Raw genomic sequence first — 17,775 nt, forward strand, 5'->3', positions numbered from 1 at the left:
CAATGGTCTCGAAGAAACCAAGAGAGAGAATGGTATCCCGTAGGGGATTTGAACCCCTGTTACCGCCGTGAAAGGGCGGTGTCCTAGGCCTCTAGACGAACGGGACACTGCAGTAGCTGTTCTCGTTGGTTCTACACCACACTAGAACTTCTCTCTTTTCTTTTTCATCAAGCAATCTGTGTGAACACGTCACAAAACCTAAGCATCATAATAAGGAGGTGATCCAGCCCCAGGTTCCCCTAGGGCTACCTTGTTACGACTTCACCCCAGTCATGAACCACAAAGTGGTGAGCGTCCTCCCGAAGGTTAAACTACCCACTTCTTTTGCAGCCCACTCCCATGGTGTGACGGGCGGTGTGTACAAGGCCCGGGAACGTATTCACCGTAGCATTCTGATCTACGATTACTAGCGATTCCGACTTCACGGAGTCGAGTTGCAGACTCCGATCCGGACTACGACATGCTTTTTGGGGTCCGCTTGCTCTCGCGAGTTCGCATCCCTCTGTACATGCCATTGTAGCACGTGTGTAGCCCTGCCCGTAAGGGCCATGATGACTTGACGTCGTCCCCACCTTCCTCCGGTTTATCACCGGCAGTCTCCCTAGAGTTCCCACCATTACGTGCTGGCAAATAAGGATAGGGGTTGCGCTCGTTGCGGGACTTAACCCAACATCTCACGACACGAGCTGACGACAGCCATGCAGCACCTGTATCTGAGTTCCCGAAGGCACCAAGGAATCTCTTCCAAGTTCTCAGTATGTCAAGGGCAGGTAAGGTTCTTCGCGTTGCATCGAATTAAACCACATGCTCCACCGCTTGTGCGGGCCCCCGTCAATTCATTTGAGTTTTAACCTTGCGGCCGTACTCCCCAGGCGGTCTACTTAATGCGTTAGCTGCGTTACCCACGAGTTAAACTCACAGACAACTAGTAGACATCGTTTACGGCGTGGACTACCAGGGTATCTAATCCTGTTTGCTCCCCACGCTTTCGTACATGAGCGTCAGTTTTTGTCCAGGTGGCCGCCTTCGCCACTGGTATTCCTTCAGATCTCTACGCATTTCACCGCTACACCTGAAATTCTACCACCCTCTACAAAACTCTAGCTTGCCAGTTCCAAATGCCATTCCCAGGTTGAGCCCGGGGATTTCACATCTGGCTTAACAAGCCGCCTGCGTACGCTTTACGCCCAGTAATTCCGATTAACGCTCGGACCCTCCGTATTACCGCGGCTGCTGGCACGGAGTTAGCCGGTCCTTCTTCTGTCGCTAACGTCAAAGATAGCAAGTATTAATTACTACCCCTTCCTCACGACTGAAAGTGCTTTACAACCCGAAGGCCTTCTTCACACACGCGGCATGGCTGCATCAGGCTTTCGCCCATTGTGCAATATTCCCCACTGCTGCCTCCCGTAGGAGTCTGGGCCGTGTCTCAGTCCCAGTGTGGCTGATCATCCTCTCAAACCAGCTAGGGATCGTCGCCTTGGTAAGCCATTACCTTACCAACTAGCTAATCCCACTTGGGCTAATCTTTACGCGAAAGGTGCCGAAGCATCCCCTCCTTTGGTCCGAAGACATTATGCGGTATTAGCAGTCGTTTCCAACTGTTGTCCCCCACGTAAAGGCATATTCCCAAGCATTACTCACCCGTCCGCCGCTCGTCAGCAAAGTAGCAAGCTACTCTCTGTTACCGCTCGACTTGCATGTGTTAAGCCTGCCGCCAGCGTTCAATCTGAGCCATGATCAAACTCTTCAATCAAAAGTTTTTTCGCTCAAAGTTAAAAACTGAAATTATTACTGTGTTTTACAGTGCAAGACTCCAGTTCACTTAAGCTTAATTTTTTCGCTTAAGGTCCTGTGAGTGCTCACACAGATTGCTTGATAAATTGTTAAAGAGCGTTGCTTCGTTGCCGAAGCGAGGTGCGCATTCTACGCTTTCCTCTGTGGCTGTCAACCGCTTTTTAATATTAATTAAGAAGAAGTTTTTCAACCGGTCAACTCAGCCCTAGGCCTTGCTAACCCTGACGTAGCCTTGCTTCACTTTAGCGCGCTGCGTGCCGTGTCAGTGGAGGTGCATTATAGGGAAACGTTTTGGTAAAGCAACAGTTATTTTGCTTTTTTGCCAATTATTGAAAGATAAAACCAAAACAGCATATTAATTAAGCAAAAAGGCGCCATTTAAGCGCCTTTTTTCTCATTAAGTACTATTTTGTTACTTTTCTACTTTATCTTCAGCTACCGGTTCAACGGATTGCTCATCGTCTTTATTCTGGTTCTCTGTTCGATGACAGTCTAGATCTTCTTCATCACCCACTACGTGTTTAAATTTGAGGTCCTTTACAGTGCGAACAGTGTAGATAGGTCCCGAAACAGCATAGGCGGCAAACAGTGTAAATAGGATAACTGCTGGTTTAACGGCAATAACAATAAACACCAAAACAATAAGCAGCACAGCAAAAAATGGTACACGGCCTTTTAAATCGATGCCTTTGAAACTGTGATAGCGGAAGTTACTCACCATTAATAGACCACTGATGACAGTAATAAAGCAGGCAACAAATTCTAAACTGTTACCAGAAAACTGTAGGTCTTGAGCAAACCAGACCATCCCAGCTATTAACGCGGCCGCAGCTGGACTAGCTAAACCTTGAAAAAAACGTTTATCCGCGATACCCACTTGAGTGTTAAAGCGGGCTAAGCGCAAGGCTGCACCTACTGTATAAACAAATGCTGCCAACCAGCCTATTTTGCCTAAATCGTGCAGTGCCCAATTATAAACCACCAGTGCAGGGGCAATACCAAAGGAAACCATATCGGCCATCGAGTCATACTCTGCACCAAAGGCACTCTCGGTATTTGTTAACCTAGCAACTCGTCCATCTACTCCATCAAAAATCATTGCAACAAAGATGGCGATAGCCGCTGCTTCAAATTGGTCGTTCATTGATGCTACTACTGCATAAAAGCCTGAAAACAGCCCTGCGGTGGTAAACAAATTGGGGAGTAAGAAGATACCTTTTTGGCGGGCACCTTCGCTAACTTTTTGCTCGGTCATTTAAATACTCTATAAAACAGCCTTAAAACTTTGGCTAAAAATAGCATAAGCCCCTAGTTGTTAATAGCAATTCAAAGACAAAAGCAGCGCAATGAACTATATCTTAGACATAAGAAATAAATATTGGGAGGAGTTCATTTTTTAGGTCGACTAAACGCACAAATTGGTAGTAACACTATGGACATAGAAAGATTGACTAAGCATTTGAGTTTAGACCCGCACCAAATTAGCCAATTTACTCAACTTGAACAACGATACAACAGTTTGATGGATGACTTATTTGGTTTTGAAGGTGATAGAAAACAAATGTGGAAAGCAATGCGAGAGTTGTTAAAAGAAAAAGACCAAGAGATTGCTAAGCTGCTTAGCGACAGCCAAACAAAAAGCTATCTCAACCTAAAACAACTCCAAAACCAACAACGTAAGCAAGCTAATTAGCTTGCTTACGCTTTACTTCTATTTAAAGGCTAATTGGCCATCTTCTAATTCGATACGAATGGTTTTTCCAGGTTCGATTTGTCCCGATAAAATGGCTTGCGCTAGGGGGTTTTCTAACTGTTGCTGAATAGCCCGCTTTAAAGGCCTTGCGCCATAGACAGGATCAAAGCCAGCTTGCCCTAACTTATCTAACACCGCATCGCTAAACTCCAACTTGTAACCTTTTTCCTCCAAACGTGGCACCAAACGCTGAACTTGTATTCCAGCAATTGTGCGGATTTGTTCGTGTGCTAATGGATGGAAAACCACTGACTCATCAATTCGGTTGATAAACTCAGGCCTAAATTGTTGAGCAAGCACGCCCATCAAGGCAGTTTTTATCTCCTGATGAGTCATCTCACCATGTCGCTCTTGAATAATGTCTGAGCCAAGGTTAGACGTCATGATGATGACTGCGTTGCGAAAATCTACCGTTCGCCCCTGCCCGTCGGTTAAGCGGCCATCGTCTAATACTTGCAGCAAAATGTTAAACACATCTGGATGAGCCTTTTCTACTTCATCAAGCAGTATAACCGAGTACGGTCTGCGCCTTACCGCTTCAGTTAAATAGCCGCCCTCTTCATAACCCACATAACCGGGAGGCGCCCCCACTAATCGAGCAACCGAGTGTTTCTCCATAAATTCCGACATGTCGATACGCACCATTGACTCTTCGGTATCAAACATAAATTCGGCGAGTGCTTTACATAGCTCTGTTTTACCCACACCAGTTGGCCCTAAAAACAAAAACGAGCCAATCGGGCGGTTCGGATCAGATAACCCCGCTCTGCTGCGGCGAATAGCATTGGATACTGCTTCTACGGCCTCGCCTTGGCCAATCACCCTATCATGCAGTTGCTGCTCCATACGCAACAACTTGTCGCGTTCGCCCTCCAGCATTCGATTAACTGGAATACCAGTCCAGCGCGACAAGACATCAGCAATTTCTGCATCACTCACCTTGTTACGCAACAAACTCATATCTTGCATTTCAGCTTGCGAGGCTAAATCTAACTGACGTTCCAATTCTGGAATTCGACCATATTGCAGCTCTGACATACGATTTAAATCGCCTGCTCGACGCGCAACGTCCATATCTAAACGAGCTTGTTCCAAATCGGCCTTAATATGCTGGGTGCCCGATAAAGCGGCTTTTTCGGCCTTCCAAACCTCGTCTAGTTCTTTAAATTTACTTTCTTTTTCGGCTAACTCTTCGTCCAGTAGGGCAAGTCGTTTAAGGCTGGCGCTATCGGCTTCTTTTTGCAGCGCTTGGCGCTCCAGCTTTAACTGAATGATTTTGCGCTCAAGTTTATCTAAGGCTTCAGGCTTAGAATCTATTTGCAGACGAATGCTTGAAGCCGCTTCGTCTATTAGGTCGATAGCTTTATCAGGTAACTGCCTATCGGAAATATAGCGATGTGACAAGCTGGCCGCCGCAACAATCGCAGGGTCAGTAATTTCAACCGAGTGGTGCAATTCATAACGCTCTTTTAAACCACGTAAAATCGCTATGGTGTCTTCAACGTTAGGCTCTTCCACCAGCACTTTTTGGAAGCGACGCTCAAGCGCTGCATCTTTTTCAATGTACTGACGATACTCGTTTAACGTTGTTGCGCCTACACAATGCAGTTCACCACGCGCCAAGGCAGGTTTAAGCATATTACCCGCATCCATCGCGCCATCGCCTTTACCGGCGCCAACCATAGTGTGCAACTCATCGATGAAAAGTATCACTTGTCCTTCTTCTTGAGAAAGCTCATTAAGCACTGCTTTTAAGCGCTCTTCAAACTCACCGCGATATTTAGCTCCCGCAACCAACGACCCCATATCAAGTGATAACACACGCTTGTTTTTTAGTCCTTCCGGCACTTCGTGGTTAATGATCCGCTGAGCCAAGCCTTCGGCAATCGCAGTTTTGCCCACTCCGGGCTCACCAATTAATACTGGGTTATTTTTGGTACGACGCTGCAATACCTGCACGGTGCGACGAATCTCGTCGTCACGGCCGATCACCGGGTCAAGTTTGCCTTGCTCGGCACGCTCGGTAAGATCTATGGTGTATTTTTCTAGTGCTTGGCGCTGGTCTTCGGCGTTAGGGTCATCAACTTTTTGGCCACCTCGAATTTTGGTAATGGCTTTTTCTATATTCTCTTTATTTGCGCCTAACTCACGCATAATATCGCCAAGCTTACCTTTGTCTTCAGTAACAGCTAAAAAGAAGATTTCTGATGAAATGAATTTATCTTTACGCTTTTGCGCCAACTTGTCACAAAGGTTAAGTAACACCACTAACTGGTTCGAAAGCTGTACTTCGCCACCAGTGCCTTCAACACGTGGCAACTGCTCTAGGGCTTGGGAAAGCTGAGAACGTAAGGCGCTGCCTTCAATTCCCGCTTCTACTAATAATGGCCTTAGCGAAGCGGCATCTTGATTTAGCATGGCCGACATTAAATGCACCGGTTCAATAAACTGGTGGTCGCGCCCCAATGCTAAAGATTGAGCGTCTGAAATCGCTAATTGAAATTTGCTTGTGAATCTATCTAGGCGCATGTCACACCTCCACATATATTAAGCTATTAATGAATATGTGGGATTAGATGTAAAAAAATTCAAGATAAATGGCATTAAAAAACCATCAAGACGATGGTTTTGTGAGCTTTATTGCTTTAGCTAAGCCAGATGGCTGCAGCCATTCGCCCGGTTTGGCCGTCACGCCGGTAAGAAAAGAAACGTGAGGCATTATTTAAAGTACAGCTCGCATCAGCATAAACATCATTCAAACCTAGCGCGCTAAGACGCTGCTTAGCCAATTGGTGGATATCGGCATAATACTTACCGCTATTTACGCTAGCCTTAAAAGCGCTGGCCAACTTTGAGTCTTTAGCAACAAATTGCTGATAAACTTCAGCACCTACTTCAAAGGCATCCGGGCCAATAGCTGGACCAAACCAAGCCATGATCTCACTAGGAGCAATGTTCATTGCTGCCACGGTATTTTCTAGCACGCCATCGAGCAAACCGCGCCACCCAGCGTGTGCCGCCGCCACTACCGTGCCTTGTTTATCACAAAAAAGTACTGGTAAACAATCTGCAGTCATGACTACACATACCGCATCTTGTTGCATCGCAAAGCTTGCATCGGCCTCAGCAAAACGCATGTTAGACTCACTGGCATTTACCACACGAGTGCTGTGAATTTGCTTTAGCCAGCAAACTTGCTGTGGCATACCTTGTTGGAAATGCTGCCGATTGCTCTGCACTGCGCTGGCGTCGTCCCCCACATGATCTCCCAGATTATAGGAATCATATGGAGCCAAGCTAGCGCCTGCTAAGCGGTCACTGTAAACCGCTTTTACATTTTTTGGGCAGGGCCAATCAACCAGCAATTTAGCCATGCTTAGCCTAAATCAGGATTGAGTTTATGATCGGCGCGCAAGGCATCGGCAATATCTAACATGTCTTGAGGAACCGGGGCGTGCCACTCCATCATTTCGCCCGTAATTGGGTGCTCTAAACGCAACATTACCGCATGCAGTGCTTGGCGCTGAAAACCACGCATAGCAGCAATCAACTCATCACTAGAGCCTTTAGGTAAACGCAAACGGCCGTAGGTTTGGTCACCTAAAAGTGAGTGTCCAATATGCGCCATGTGTACCCGAATTTGGTGAGTACGGCCTGTTTCCAAGCGCAAGCGGATACGCGTATGTTGACGGAACTTCTCCGCTACGCGGTAATGCGTTACAGCAGGTTTACCAGTAGCAACTACAGCCATATGAGTGCGCTTAGTTGGATGGCGACCAATCGGCTCTTCCACCAATCCACCAGCAGTCATTACCCCGGTAGCAATCGCTTCGTACTCACGGGTAACATGGCGAGCCTGAAGCGCTTCAACTAAATGAGTTTGCGCAGGTACGGTTTTAGCCACCACCATAAGCCCAGAGGTATCTTTATCTAAACGGTGCACAATACCGGCGCGAGCCACTTCGGCAATTGATGGATAACGATGCAATAAAGCATTGAGTACAGTGCCGCTGTTATTGCCAGCGCCAGGGTGCACCACCATGTTAATAGGCTTATTAATCACCAGAATATCGTCATCTTCATAAACGATATCGAGCTCAATATCTTCAGCTTGGGCTTCAACCACGTCTTCCAACACGGTATTTAATACAATTTCTTCCCCGCCAACTACCTTTTCCCTAGGCTTAACTTTAAGTTCGCCATCTAAACGAACACATTCGCCAAGGATCCATTCTTTGATCCGTGAACGGGAATAATCTGGAAACAACGCAGCTAACGCCTGATCGAGGCGAGCTCCAGCTAGCTCATCATCAACGATTGCTCGCAACTCTAAAGGTTGACTCATCTTAGGTTTTACCTCTAACAGGAAGGCCAAAACGGGCTATTGTAATCATTCCTAGCTTAAAGCATAGAAGAAAATGGTTTGTTAGATGCACCTCCCACTATATATGTCACTCGGTGATTGACGGTTTAAGTGGCATAGAGGATACTGTTTGCCCATTATTTGAGGTGTTTAACCTAATACTTTTCGACGTTGAGACGAGTATTGTTATTTGGTTATCACAGAAACAACAAAGACGATTTTTAGTCCATGATGCGCGTTTATAAGCAAACAATTTCAGTAATACTGCTCGGCTTGATGCTTGGAGCTTGTTCTTCGAATTCAAAAGAAAAGCCAAAGATCCCCGACAAACCAGCGTCGGAGCTATACGCTGAAGCCCAAACAGCAATCAACAATGGCGCGTTTACCGATGCAGTTGAGAACTTAGAAGCCTTAGATACGCGCTATCCTTTTGGTCCCTACTCTAATCAAGTACAGCTTGACCTTATCTACGTATATTACAAACGTAGTGATACAGCGATGGCTTTAGCTAGCACCGACCGTTTTATTCGCAATAACCCAACTCACAGTGAGTTAGATTACGTCTATTACATGCGCGGGCTTACTAATATGGCGGCAGACTACAACTTATTCCAAAGCGTTGTTGGTATTGATCGTTTTGACCGAGACCCAAGCTTTTCTCGCCAAGCCTTTAACGACTTTAAAACTTTGATTAATCGTTATCCGCACAGTGATTATGCTGCAGATGCCAAGCAGCGCATGGTTCACTTAAAAGATAACCTAGCCCGCTACGAAGTATCGGTGGCGCGTTACTACATTAAGCGTGAAGCGTATATTGGTGCGGTAAATCGCGCTCGCTATGTGATTGAGAACTTCTCTGATACACCATCTGCACGCGATGCACTTAAAGTGATGGAAGATGGCTACAAGGCTCTAGGCATTACTGATAAAGCGGAACAAACCGCATTAATACTTAGTGTGAATTAATATTGACTAAGCATTAAAAAAGGCGAGCTAATAGCTCGCCTTTTTTGTATCTGGGTACGCGTTAAATCGCATCTTCGTTTTCTTCACCAGTACGTATACGGATAACGCGGTCTACATCGCGAACAAAGATCTTACCATCGCCAATCTTGCCTGTTTGCGCGGTTTGCACAATGGCTTCAATACAACGCTCTAGATCATCTTTTTGAACGACTAGCTCTAGCTTCATTTTTGGCAAGAAGTCTACTTTGTACTCAGCGCCACGGTAAAGCTCAGTGTGGCCTTTTTGTCGACCAAAGCCTTTTACTTCGGTAACTGTCATACCCGTAATACCAATATCAGCTAAAGCTTCGCGAACATCATCCATTTTAAATGGCTTGATAATTGCCGTGACTTGCTTCATGTGTACTTCCTTTTATTTATCATTTTGTTGAGTATCTATGTCCTTACTTTAAGCCAAGCGCGCGCATGTGACAACGTTATACACTTAGCTTAATCAGGGAATTGGCTAAAAAACACCACTCGGCTCACGCAAAATCAATATCTTAGCTGAATTTCGCCGGCTTAAACGTCATCGCAAGAATCTTCAATTGAATCAATGGCTCACCTTTTTCAATCAGTCCTTGGCTTTATTCATCGAACTTACCACACACTTCGTACAAAAAATCCCTCTGTAGCTGCAGACCCGCCATAAGCGTATACACTTACAGTAAAGACTTGAGTTAAGAGTGCCTTAATTGACTAAGCAAACCGGATTCACCTTACTGGAATTAATGATAACCATTGCAATTGCGGTGGTATTACTCGGTATCGGCGTACCCAGTATGAACAGTTTGTTTCAGTCGATGGCAGCGGATGCATCAAGCAACCGGATGATGCGAGAAGTACGTTTTGCGCGCAGCCAAGCAATAAACCTTAATCAACGTGTAGTTGTTTGTGCCCTAAAGGCCAATGGCAGCGACTGTGGCGGAGAAGTGAATTCTGGTTTAACGGTATTTGCCGACGATAATAGCAACGGGAAACTAGATAGTGGTGAGAAAGTTCTACTGGCAGCGGAACCATTTACTAAGGCTGGCAATATCGACTTTAAAGGAGCAACAGATTCATTTTCTTTTCAGAGCGATGGTTTAATTGCCGGGGCTTCGGGAAGCCTCTACTTTTGTTCAAGTGATAATAGCTACATTGATGGCGTAGTTATCTCAAAAGGCGGCAATATTCGTTTTATCACCGATAGTGAAAAAAGCAGCTGCCCTATCTAAACACCCACCTTAATTAATATTCAAGTTCTGCAAATCGTACATTGGCAATATCACTGCTAAACTCACTGTTAAATTCAACACATTCAATCTGAGAAATACTGCCAAACTTTTGCGCACTAGCGGTGTGATTGGTATACCGCTGTTTAATTTCCGCTGTAATCTCTGCTATTGAATCTAGATCTTTAGGCGAAGCTATTACCACTTGATCATAACCTGTGGAGCCAGCCATGTAGCACTTAACGGTAATCGCCCAGCTTGAAGACATGGGCAAAATCAAACATAAGAAAATAGCTAAACCTTTCATAAGATCACCAACAATCAGCATTTGAATTTCCCGACGAATCCTCAGCAGACTTGCTGCCCTCATCATCGATAGAGAAAATTTTACAGTCGGTATCAGCACTAAGTTGAGTACCTAAAGCAGTCGCCTTAGCTGTAAATGTACTAGCCGCTGCAGAACTACTTAGCGTAATGGCATAATAGCCATTCTCGGTGTTATAAGAGCTCGCACCAGACGCAGCCAAGCTCAAGCTGGCAAGGTTAGCTGCATAACTCGCATTATCGGCGTAATACTGTTCTTGTAATACCGCTAAGGTGGCTAGTTCTTTTTTGGCCTCACTGCGCCGAGATTCGGCGACAAATGAAGTATAAGCAGGGTAAGCGACTGCCGCTAATATGGCGACAATAGCTACCGCAATCATGAGCTCCATTAAGGTGACACCGCGCATCGAGTGTTTCATTTAGCCCTCATCAAAATAGAAGTAAATTTGTTTTGGACTCATGTCCATATTGGCTTCTCTTGAGCCTTCCTTACACTCGCCGGCATTTTCACAAGTATGATCATTGTTTTCATCTTGATCATCAAACTCTAGCTCTTCACCAGGGTCACCACCAAAAACTCTTACCACAGACTCGCCTTGCTCATCCTCGCCAGAGTGAATAATCAAATCATCGGGTACTTTATTATCTACGTCATAGTAGCGACTGTTATTGATACTGGTACCTATGTGCATATCTACAGCATAAGTGCGACCTTTACCGATGGTGGGAATAGTACATGTTGCCGAGTTAGTGGTTTCTGGAATGAACGAAGTGAAATACAACTCACCACCTAATACCAAAGCCGCTCCCAAGGACTTTTCACCGTCCTCAACCAAGTTATATACCCAACCTTTAGAAGCACCCAGCGCAATGAGCTGTGTTTCAATGGCGGTTTCATCACTTAATGCACCAATAGGATCACTGGTAATGTTGTATAAATCATTAGAAACAATGGCTACTGGCTGAGCATCGTCGTCAAGCGCGCCAAAATCGGTAACTTGAACATTATAATCACGGAACATATAGAAGCGGTTGTCTACTCCGTTGGGATCTTTATCACTCACCGGTTTAGTTCTGTCACCCGTTCCGATTAATACGGCATCGTATGGAATTTGCTGAGAGTCAGTAATGGTTACTTGATCATCACCTTGTCCGGTAGTGATGCGAGTGAGCTTTTTCAGGTAGGTTCTTACAATAACCGGCTCGGTAAAAAACTTACGTTTATCGGTAACGACAGAGCTATCACTAATGCTCGCTAAAGCAGTCATTTTCCACTTGGATTGGGTGGCAGAAAACAAATCAACTCGCCATACTTGGCCTCCAGTATCGCCAAAGTACAAGCGATCAATATTCCCATCCCCATCACTATCTAAGGTCGCGACTTTAGCAGGAACGCTGTGAGTCAGGCGGTCGTCATCTCCCGGTGTAATGCTCCACACTAAACTGCCATCTAAAGCATCAACAATAAATACACCACGACCTCTATCATCATCACCAGGAGTGGCTAAATCTTGGTTGGTATCATAACCACCACCAAATATAACTACCGGATTACTATGGCCGGGTACGTAACCTACTGTAGGTTGAGACCAACTTTGTCCAAGCTCAGACATGCCGGTGCACGAACTATCAATCCGCCACAACATTTTGGGTAAGTCAGGCTTGGTAAGGTCCATCGCATAATAAGCATCTCCACCGCGGCGTAGCCCGGTAAACACCAGTACTTTGTCACCGCTGCTGTACTTGCCATCATTGTCGGCATCTTTGAGGAATACAGTTGGAGTGCCGTCTATCCCATATACATGTTGCGAGCTTGCTATGTTACTGCGCAAGGTAAGCTGCCTGCCTAATAGCTCATAGGGGAAAAATGCCCAGCTTTCTGTAACACTTGATCCGGTATCTTTGAACATATGCATAGCACCACCATTGGTACCAACTATGATTCTTATGTCCATGTCGTCGGGATCTGTGCTGTCCGCTGCTGCGCCACTGCGTAAACCGTAGTTAATGACTAAGGGACGAGAATGCAGCGGATCGCCCATTAAGTCACTGCGAATAGTAGTACTGGTATCTCCGTCATCATTATCTACATCAGTACCACGGATCCAACTTACATGATCAGCAATATCGTCTTCAACAACACCAAGTTGGTTAGCCAAATCGGCATTGCTACCCGCCTTTGTGACCAGATTGTTGGTAGTTAACGTGGTGAAGCTTCCGCTATCTGTTTGATTGAAATACACCATTCGAGCATCATTGCTGAGTAAGGTTTCAGATACCCCTCCTAGCTCTACGTTGTTACCGTCTTTGACTGAAGACCAAAATGTCTTGGCTTCGTCGATGATAGAACCATCTGCACCAATAGCAGGATTCCCATTTTGATCTGCCATGTAGCCTTCAGAAGACAGTTCCAGTTTTTTCAAATTGCCTCGCCAACGTGGATTAAGTGACGGCTTGAACATGGCGTAATAAACTCTATCTAGAGTACGAGTACGGTCAAAATTGTTGCTGGTTACAGCGGGAGAAACCAAAGAAGAACTCTCTTCATAGATTCCGATTAAGGCTTGACGAAAAGCCGCTTCTAAAGAAACGCCATCTTCGGCAGGATAAAAGCGTCCCTGAGCATTTTCGGCAGTAGCAGTTAACATTGCCGTACCGCCTTCGATAACATCTTCACCAAAACCAATAGTAGATATTTTTGCGTACTGCCTACCCGTCATGTTGGGGTTAATATCGTTGGTATTCATCCATTTAGATAACACAGGTAAATACGAGGTTTCGCTGCCAGTGCCAAAACCAACTGGATCCTTCCAAGTACAACCATTAACCGTGGTGGCATTATCACAACCAAATACATTGTCGGTATTAATTGGCAGATTTTTAACATTTTGATTTTCACCAGCATCAACACTCGGTGTGCCATCGGTGACGTAAATGATGTTGATTGAGCTATCGCATCCCACTTCATAGGGAGATATATACGTATTTGTTCCTCCGGAGGACGTCTCAATAGTTTTATCTCGATCGTTTTTCTCGTTGTTATTCCCCCTTTCTCCATAATCTACCGCTTCTCCAGCAAAGTAATGTTTGGCCTCCATTAGCGTCTCTACTAGCGGGGTTCCGCCATCGGCAGTGAGCTCTATAATATCTGATATAAGATCCTGATTATCATCCGAGGCTTGAATCCCCCGAATCACCCTGCCGCCATCGTTAGAGCGATTAAACACCATCAAGCCAAATTTAACCCCATTAATGGTACTTAACGCATTTTCCATTGCTTCTTGAGCAATTTCGATACGAGGTCGAGTAGTAGTTGCATCTGAGTGATGATACCAACGTAGATAATTAGCAGAGTAGAGCGTAATTAAGTAGCCATCATCAAATGAGTCCTTGGTGGTTTGCTCTGCATCGGTTTTATTTAGGGTATAAAAATCATCTGTGTTATTTGCTGCACCATTAATTGGGTAGCCCTGCGGTGCATCTACATAAGAGTTATTACTCTCGCGATATTGACCGGGGTTAATTGTGGAAACGACTTTATCCACAAAACTCCCGTCGGAAGCCTGCAGCTTTACCGTAAATGAGCGAGGGTCTCCTTCGTCATCCAGTAAACGACCATCACTAGCATCGCTACTAAGTTCATAGTCATCCATGCAATCAAGAACAGTATAGTTAGCACCATTATTCAGGCGAACATCGTCCCATGAGCCAGTACCACCTTGCACCCGGTGCTCACGAAAGTAACCAGTAAAAATACCGTTTTTAGCTAAGGCTTCATAAGATGCTGCGCAATTATTAATGTCCCAAATAAACCGCCGATCATCATTGGCACCGGTGGGAATATACGAGCCATCTACACCGTTAACCGTGAAATAGATGAAATCATTATCTAGGCTGTTTTGAGAGCTAACCGCAATAGGATAATCTTGGTAACTAATATCGCCATTACTGTCTCGGTTGTAGCCTTGGCGAGTAGTAATATTCCAAGCCATACTGCCCGAGGTATCAAATATAATTAACACCTTCGGGTCAGCCGAACTCAGGCTGTTAAAATCAAATAAAAATAGCTCTGTATCATCAGCCCAAACTGGAAGAGTTACTGCTGCGGAACACAACCATGCAAGCAGTCCCGACTTTAACCGACCGTTCATCTGCTCTCTCCTTGTTGCCTTGCCTGCAAGCTATGCAAGCGGCTTTACCGTTTTGGCTATAGCATCGGCTGCTCTATACCGGCAGCTATTGACGTTGAAGCTCGATTAGCCTTTCCATATGTTTTTGTTGCATCTACTCGTACGTAGCGACACTGCGTGATGGCGTTATTGCTACTGGCGGTAAAACTGCGCGCGCACACGCTGTCTACCGTATGAATCATGGTACCGTCAGCCCCGGTTACCATGGTTGACACAGCCATCGATGCGGCAGGTGCCATAGCGCCAATCACCCCTTGAAGATTAGGCTCAATAATTAACTCATTCATTTCACCTTCAAGTAAGTGCTCTGCCCCTACCCGGTCCCCCATAGCTGACACCACTTTTAGTCCTTGGTTAGCGCTACTTAACAATACCCCACCTAAAAAGCTTAAAATGAGCAAAAACAACATTGCCACAAATAGAGCTGCCCCTTGCTGGCTTTTGGCTTTATTTTGGCTAAGCAAAACAGTTCGTTGCATCAATACACCATGTTTCTTAGTGATACCACCGACTCAAATAAGGCCCGTCGATAATGATCGTTAGCAGCAGCGACAGTCAAATCGCCTAATTCGTAGCTATTCCCATTAGTATAGTTTTTATCCTCGGTTAAGGAGCGAACCAACAAAAATACTTTAGCGCCAATCACTCTGCCTTCACTCCATTGTTGAGGTGTCACGTTGTCTGAGGAGACAAAGTCATTCACCACACCATCTTGAGTGGTATCGGTATCAACTCCTAGCAATACGCGCATCCGCTCGATGCCTTCCACCAAGGGACCAGATCCCAAGATTTGCATACCGCTGTTATTATCCAGGTATAGCTGACGAAGCACCGGCAAACCTGACTGAGCGCTCACATCCAGATAGTAAACAATATGCTGGTATTCCCATATTTGCCTGCCAGGCATCACTGTCTCGGTAGGCCAAGGGTCTGTAGAGGTAAATATTTGGGCACTGGCCGCATTTGCTGCAAAGTAGTAGCGGTCAGAATCTAACTCCCCCGCAGATTGGATGGGTGAGCCAATCACTCTTTTGATGCCAATAACATCTGAATCTACAACCAAATTACTGCGGCTACTCACGCAACTATATTGGCCATTAAGAGAGTTTGAGCTATTTATCTGTCCTACAAACAAGGAGCTAAATCGGCCATCCACAGAGGGAAATGAACCTTCTGGCGTGCTACCAATCCAATCTATTGTGCAATCATTAGCTGCGGTAACATCGGTGGCTACTAGCTCAACGCCAGAGCCGCGAACCATTGGATTACCGGTATACTCCCCAAAAAAACCCACCATTCTTAAATCACGAGTAATCACGTGCATGGCTATTCTGCCACTCTCCATCAATTGCTCACTATGGTAGGTTGATTCGGTACTGCGCTGTGAAGCGACCAAAAAACTACTAATCCCTGCAGTTAAGAATAGTCCGATCACAATGGCGATTAGCCATTCAATAAGGGTAAAGCCCTGCTGAGAATGCCTAATCATGAGGCCACCCGCGTCGTTAGGGCCATTTTGCGGCGTTTATCTGACTGCGCTCCGCAGTTGGCAGTAACCGTATTACTACTGGTAATGCCACTAAAAGACTGCCTCGATAACCAAGTAACCACCACGGTAAGCTCTCCGTTAGCGCTTAACAATACGCAACCGTTTGGCTTAACTAAGCCGCCCTTAGCACCTGCAGCTTTGGCATAGAGACCATACTCCCAATGGTAAAGATCGTAATTCACTACATCGGCAAGGCTACAAGCGGTCATCAAACCACTATCCTCGGCGCAAGCGGGTTTTGATCTAGCCGTTTGACCATCACCTACGGTAACAGTGGCGGGGTTATTTGCTTGCCAAGCAATATGATTAAGGCGAACCCGCTCCACCATGTCTTCAGCTAAAATCATGGCAACGGTACGTTGATGGGTCTCGAAACTTGAGCGCTTGGCAACCGCTTGCATAGCAACAACCGCTAGCAAGCCTACCGCCAATATAAAAGAGGTGATAATAACTTCAATCAGAGTAAACCCTCTGATTTTTGAGTATTTTAGCTGCATCCCGACCTACCCATCCTTGATGCTTTGTGGCCTTCGATAGCGGAGCCTTCCGAAGCGAGCAATTAATTAGGGTATAGCGCAAAAAAGAAGGCTATGCCTTCTTTTTTGGTTTAGTTGAGAGATGACTCAGTTAGCTGGTTTGAGTAACTCTAAGCTCTGCGGGGACTTCAAAAATGGTGTTTTCTTCACGGCCAGGGTTTTCAACAACGGTTACTCCTCCCATCGCTTTTAAACCAGATACCACTTCTTGCACCAGCACCTCAGGGGCCGAAGCTCCAGCTGTAACACCAATGCGGCTATCAGCTTTAAACCATTGGCAATTAATGTCGCTAACGCCATCAATAAGGTAGGCAGCTGCACCTGACTTCTCAGCTTTTTCACGCAGTCGATTAGAGTTAGAAGAGTTTTTCGATCCTACTACCAATACCACGTCAGATTTTTCTGCCAAATCTTTCACCGCATCTTGGCGGTTCTGGGTGGCATAACAAATATCGTCTTTACGAGGCCCTTGAATTTCTGGAAAAGTCACACGTAATGCGTCGATGATCGCGGAGGTATCGTCAACCGACAGAGTAGTTTGAGTACAGTAAAACAACTGCTCAGGCTTCTTAACCTGCAGCTTAGCAACATCTTCTACGGTTTCTACCAAGTAAATACCACCGTCAGCGTTGTCGTATTGGCCCATAGTGCCATTAACTTCAGGGTGGCCATGGTGGCCAATCAAAATACACTCAATGCCTTTACGGCTGGCACGAGTAACTTCCATGTGCACTTTAGTTACGAGTGGGCAGGTAGCATCGAAGATTTTAAGATCACGTTGTTTGGCTTCTGCACGCACAGCTTGAGACACGCCGTGAGCGCTAAAGATACAAATACTGCCTTCTGGCACATCGCTAAGTTCATCAACAAACTCAGCACCACGTTTACGTAAACCATCTACTACATAGCGGTTGTGAACCACTTCATGGCGAACATAAATAGGCGCACCAAACATTTCTAAAGCACGTTCAACTATAGAAATAGCGCGGTCAACACCAGCGCAAAAACCGCGAGGATTAGCTAACAGTATTTCCACTATCGCTC

General features: G+C 45.6%; 15 protein-coding genes, 1 tRNA gene and 1 rRNA gene. 3 read left to right on the forward strand and 14 right to left on the reverse strand.

Annotation, left to right across the window (positions count from 1 at the left end; all coding sequences use genetic code 11):
* Positions 1-30: 30 nt before the first annotated feature.
* From LQZ07_RS19740 to pssA, 3 genes are all read right to left on the reverse strand, one after another.
* Positions 31-106: transfer RNA gene (locus LQZ07_RS19740), tRNA-Glu, on the reverse strand.
* A gap of 105 nt (positions 107-211) precedes the next feature.
* Positions 212-1,756: ribosomal RNA gene (locus tag LQZ07_RS19745) — 16S ribosomal RNA — on the reverse strand.
* A 453-nt stretch (positions 1,757-2,209) separates the two neighbouring features.
* Positions 2,210-3,052 (reverse strand): CDP-diacylglycerol--serine O-phosphatidyltransferase, encoded by an 843-nt coding sequence (pssA, locus tag LQZ07_RS19750; RefSeq protein ID WP_152784527.1) that lies wholly within the window; start codon positions 3,050-3,052, stop codon positions 2,210-2,212.
* Positions 3,053-3,229: 177 nt separating this feature from the next.
* Here pssA and LQZ07_RS19755 point away from each other — a divergent pair, with 177 nt between their 5' ends.
* Positions 3,230-3,490 carry a hypothetical protein gene (locus LQZ07_RS19755; protein WP_152784525.1) on the forward strand — a complete coding sequence of 87 codons (261 nt, stop codon included), beginning with the start codon at positions 3,230-3,232 and terminating at the stop codon, positions 3,488-3,490.
* 18 nt (positions 3,491-3,508) lie between these two features.
* On the opposite strand, the gene clpB is transcribed toward LQZ07_RS19755, so the two are convergent.
* The 3 genes from clpB to rluD all read right to left on the reverse strand — a co-directional run bounded on the left by clpB (position 3,509) and on the right by rluD (position 7,895).
* On the reverse strand, positions 3,509-6,079 hold the full coding sequence (clpB, locus tag LQZ07_RS19760; RefSeq protein WP_016401295.1) for an ATP-dependent chaperone ClpB: 2,571 nt from the start codon (positions 6,077-6,079) through the stop codon (positions 3,509-3,511).
* Positions 6,080-6,195: 116 nt separating this feature from the next.
* Entirely contained in the window at positions 6,196-6,924 is a 729-nt protein-coding gene (gene pgeF, locus LQZ07_RS19765; RefSeq protein WP_152784523.1) for a peptidoglycan editing factor PgeF, read from the reverse strand.
* A gap of 2 nt (positions 6,925-6,926) precedes the next feature.
* Positions 6,927-7,895, reverse strand: a complete 969-nt coding sequence (rluD, locus tag LQZ07_RS19770) for a 23S rRNA pseudouridine(1911/1915/1917) synthase RluD (protein ID WP_152784521.1) — start codon at positions 7,893-7,895, stop codon at positions 6,927-6,929.
* Between the two features lie 246 nt (positions 7,896-8,141).
* On the opposite strand from rluD, the gene LQZ07_RS19775 reads away from it, so the two are divergent.
* Positions 8,142-8,879, forward strand: coding sequence for an outer membrane protein assembly factor BamD (locus LQZ07_RS19775; RefSeq protein WP_016401298.1), 738 nt, complete (start codon positions 8,142-8,144; stop codon positions 8,877-8,879).
* Between the two features lie 61 nt (positions 8,880-8,940).
* Here LQZ07_RS19775 and LQZ07_RS19780 read toward each other — a convergent pair whose 3' ends face one another.
* Positions 8,941-9,279: a P-II family nitrogen regulator gene (locus LQZ07_RS19780; protein ID WP_016401299.1), complete on the reverse strand. Its 339-nt coding sequence runs from the start codon at positions 9,277-9,279 to the stop codon at positions 8,941-8,943.
* A 334-nt stretch (positions 9,280-9,613) separates the two neighbouring features.
* Between LQZ07_RS19780 and LQZ07_RS19785 the strand changes: the two genes are divergently transcribed.
* Complete coding sequence (locus tag LQZ07_RS19785) at positions 9,614-10,135, forward strand: GspH/FimT family pseudopilin (protein WP_152784519.1); 522 nt, start codon at positions 9,614-9,616, stop codon at positions 10,133-10,135.
* A gap of 13 nt (positions 10,136-10,148) precedes the next feature.
* Here LQZ07_RS19785 and LQZ07_RS19790 read toward each other — a convergent pair whose 3' ends face one another.
* The 7 genes from LQZ07_RS19790 to ispH form a co-directional block, all read right to left on the reverse strand.
* Positions 10,149-10,439 carry a hypothetical protein gene (locus LQZ07_RS19790; protein ID WP_016401301.1) on the reverse strand — a complete coding sequence of 97 codons (291 nt, stop codon included), beginning with the start codon at positions 10,437-10,439 and terminating at the stop codon, positions 10,149-10,151.
* Positions 10,440-10,443: 4 nt separating this feature from the next.
* On the reverse strand, positions 10,444-10,875 hold the full coding sequence (locus LQZ07_RS19795; RefSeq protein WP_152784517.1) for a type IV pilin protein: 432 nt from the start codon (positions 10,873-10,875) through the stop codon (positions 10,444-10,446).
* The gene (locus tag LQZ07_RS19800) at positions 10,876-14,607 is read right to left on the reverse strand and encodes a pilus assembly protein (RefSeq protein ID WP_152784515.1); all 3,732 of its coding nucleotides are present in this window, start codon (positions 14,605-14,607) and stop codon (positions 10,876-10,878) included.
* 56 nt (positions 14,608-14,663) lie between these two features.
* Complete coding sequence (locus LQZ07_RS19805; RefSeq protein WP_152784513.1) at positions 14,664-15,125, reverse strand: hypothetical protein; 462 nt, start codon at positions 15,123-15,125, stop codon at positions 14,664-14,666.
* Positions 15,125-16,135 (reverse strand): PilW family protein, encoded by a 1,011-nt coding sequence (locus LQZ07_RS19810; protein WP_152784568.1) that lies wholly within the window; start codon positions 16,133-16,135, stop codon positions 15,125-15,127. The genes LQZ07_RS19805 and LQZ07_RS19810 overlap by 1 nt, the downstream gene beginning before the upstream one ends.
* Positions 16,132-16,692, reverse strand: a complete 561-nt coding sequence (pilV, locus tag LQZ07_RS19815; protein ID WP_152784511.1) for a type IV pilus modification protein PilV — start codon at positions 16,690-16,692, stop codon at positions 16,132-16,134. Before pilV ends, LQZ07_RS19810 begins: the two co-directional genes overlap by 4 nt.
* Positions 16,693-16,822: 130 nt before the next feature.
* Positions 16,823-17,767 (reverse strand): 4-hydroxy-3-methylbut-2-enyl diphosphate reductase, encoded by a 945-nt coding sequence (gene ispH / locus LQZ07_RS19820; RefSeq protein ID WP_249483306.1) that lies wholly within the window; start codon positions 17,765-17,767, stop codon positions 16,823-16,825.
* Positions 17,768-17,775 lie beyond the last annotated feature (8 nt).

The sequence above is a fragment of the Agarivorans sp. B2Z047 genome (genome assembly GCF_023373605.1).
Lineage (GTDB): Bacteria > Pseudomonadota > Gammaproteobacteria > Enterobacterales > Celerinatantimonadaceae > Agarivorans > Agarivorans albus.

What these genes read in the sequence shown, in the direction of transcription:
- pssA (WP_152784527.1), bottom strand. Translation starts at nt 3,052, where the DNA reads ATGACCGAGCAAAAAGTTAGCGAAGGTGCCCGCCAAAAAGGTATCTTC.
- LQZ07_RS19755 (WP_152784525.1), top strand. Translation starts at nt 3,230, where the DNA reads ATGGACATAGAAAGATTGACTAAGCATTTGAGTTTAGACCCGCACCAA.
- clpB (WP_016401295.1), bottom strand. Translation starts at nt 6,079, where the DNA reads ATGCGCCTAGATAGATTCACAAGCAAATTTCAATTAGCGATTTCAGAC.
- pgeF (WP_152784523.1), bottom strand. Translation starts at nt 6,924, where the DNA reads ATGGCTAAATTGCTGGTTGATTGGCCCTGCCCAAAAAATGTAAAAGCG.
- rluD (WP_152784521.1), bottom strand. Translation starts at nt 7,895, where the DNA reads ATGAGTCAACCTTTAGAGTTGCGAGCAATCGTTGATGATGAGCTAGCT.
- LQZ07_RS19775 (WP_016401298.1), top strand. Translation starts at nt 8,142, where the DNA reads ATGATGCGCGTTTATAAGCAAACAATTTCAGTAATACTGCTCGGCTTG.
- LQZ07_RS19780 (WP_016401299.1), bottom strand. Translation starts at nt 9,279, where the DNA reads ATGAAGCAAGTCACGGCAATTATCAAGCCATTTAAAATGGATGATGTT.
- LQZ07_RS19790 (WP_016401301.1), bottom strand. Translation starts at nt 10,439, where the DNA reads ATGAAAGGTTTAGCTATTTTCTTATGTTTGATTTTGCCCATGTCTTCA.
- LQZ07_RS19795 (WP_152784517.1), bottom strand. Translation starts at nt 10,875, where the DNA reads ATGAAACACTCGATGCGCGGTGTCACCTTAATGGAGCTCATGATTGCG.
- LQZ07_RS19800 (WP_152784515.1), bottom strand. Translation starts at nt 14,607, where the DNA reads ATGAACGGTCGGTTAAAGTCGGGACTGCTTGCATGGTTGTGTTCCGCA.
- LQZ07_RS19805 (WP_152784513.1), bottom strand. Translation starts at nt 15,125, where the DNA reads ATGCAACGAACTGTTTTGCTTAGCCAAAATAAAGCCAAAAGCCAGCAA.
- LQZ07_RS19810 (WP_152784568.1), bottom strand. Translation starts at nt 16,135, where the DNA reads ATGATTAGGCATTCTCAGCAGGGCTTTACCCTTATTGAATGGCTAATC.
- pilV (WP_152784511.1), bottom strand. Translation starts at nt 16,692, where the DNA reads ATGCAGCTAAAATACTCAAAAATCAGAGGGTTTACTCTGATTGAAGTT.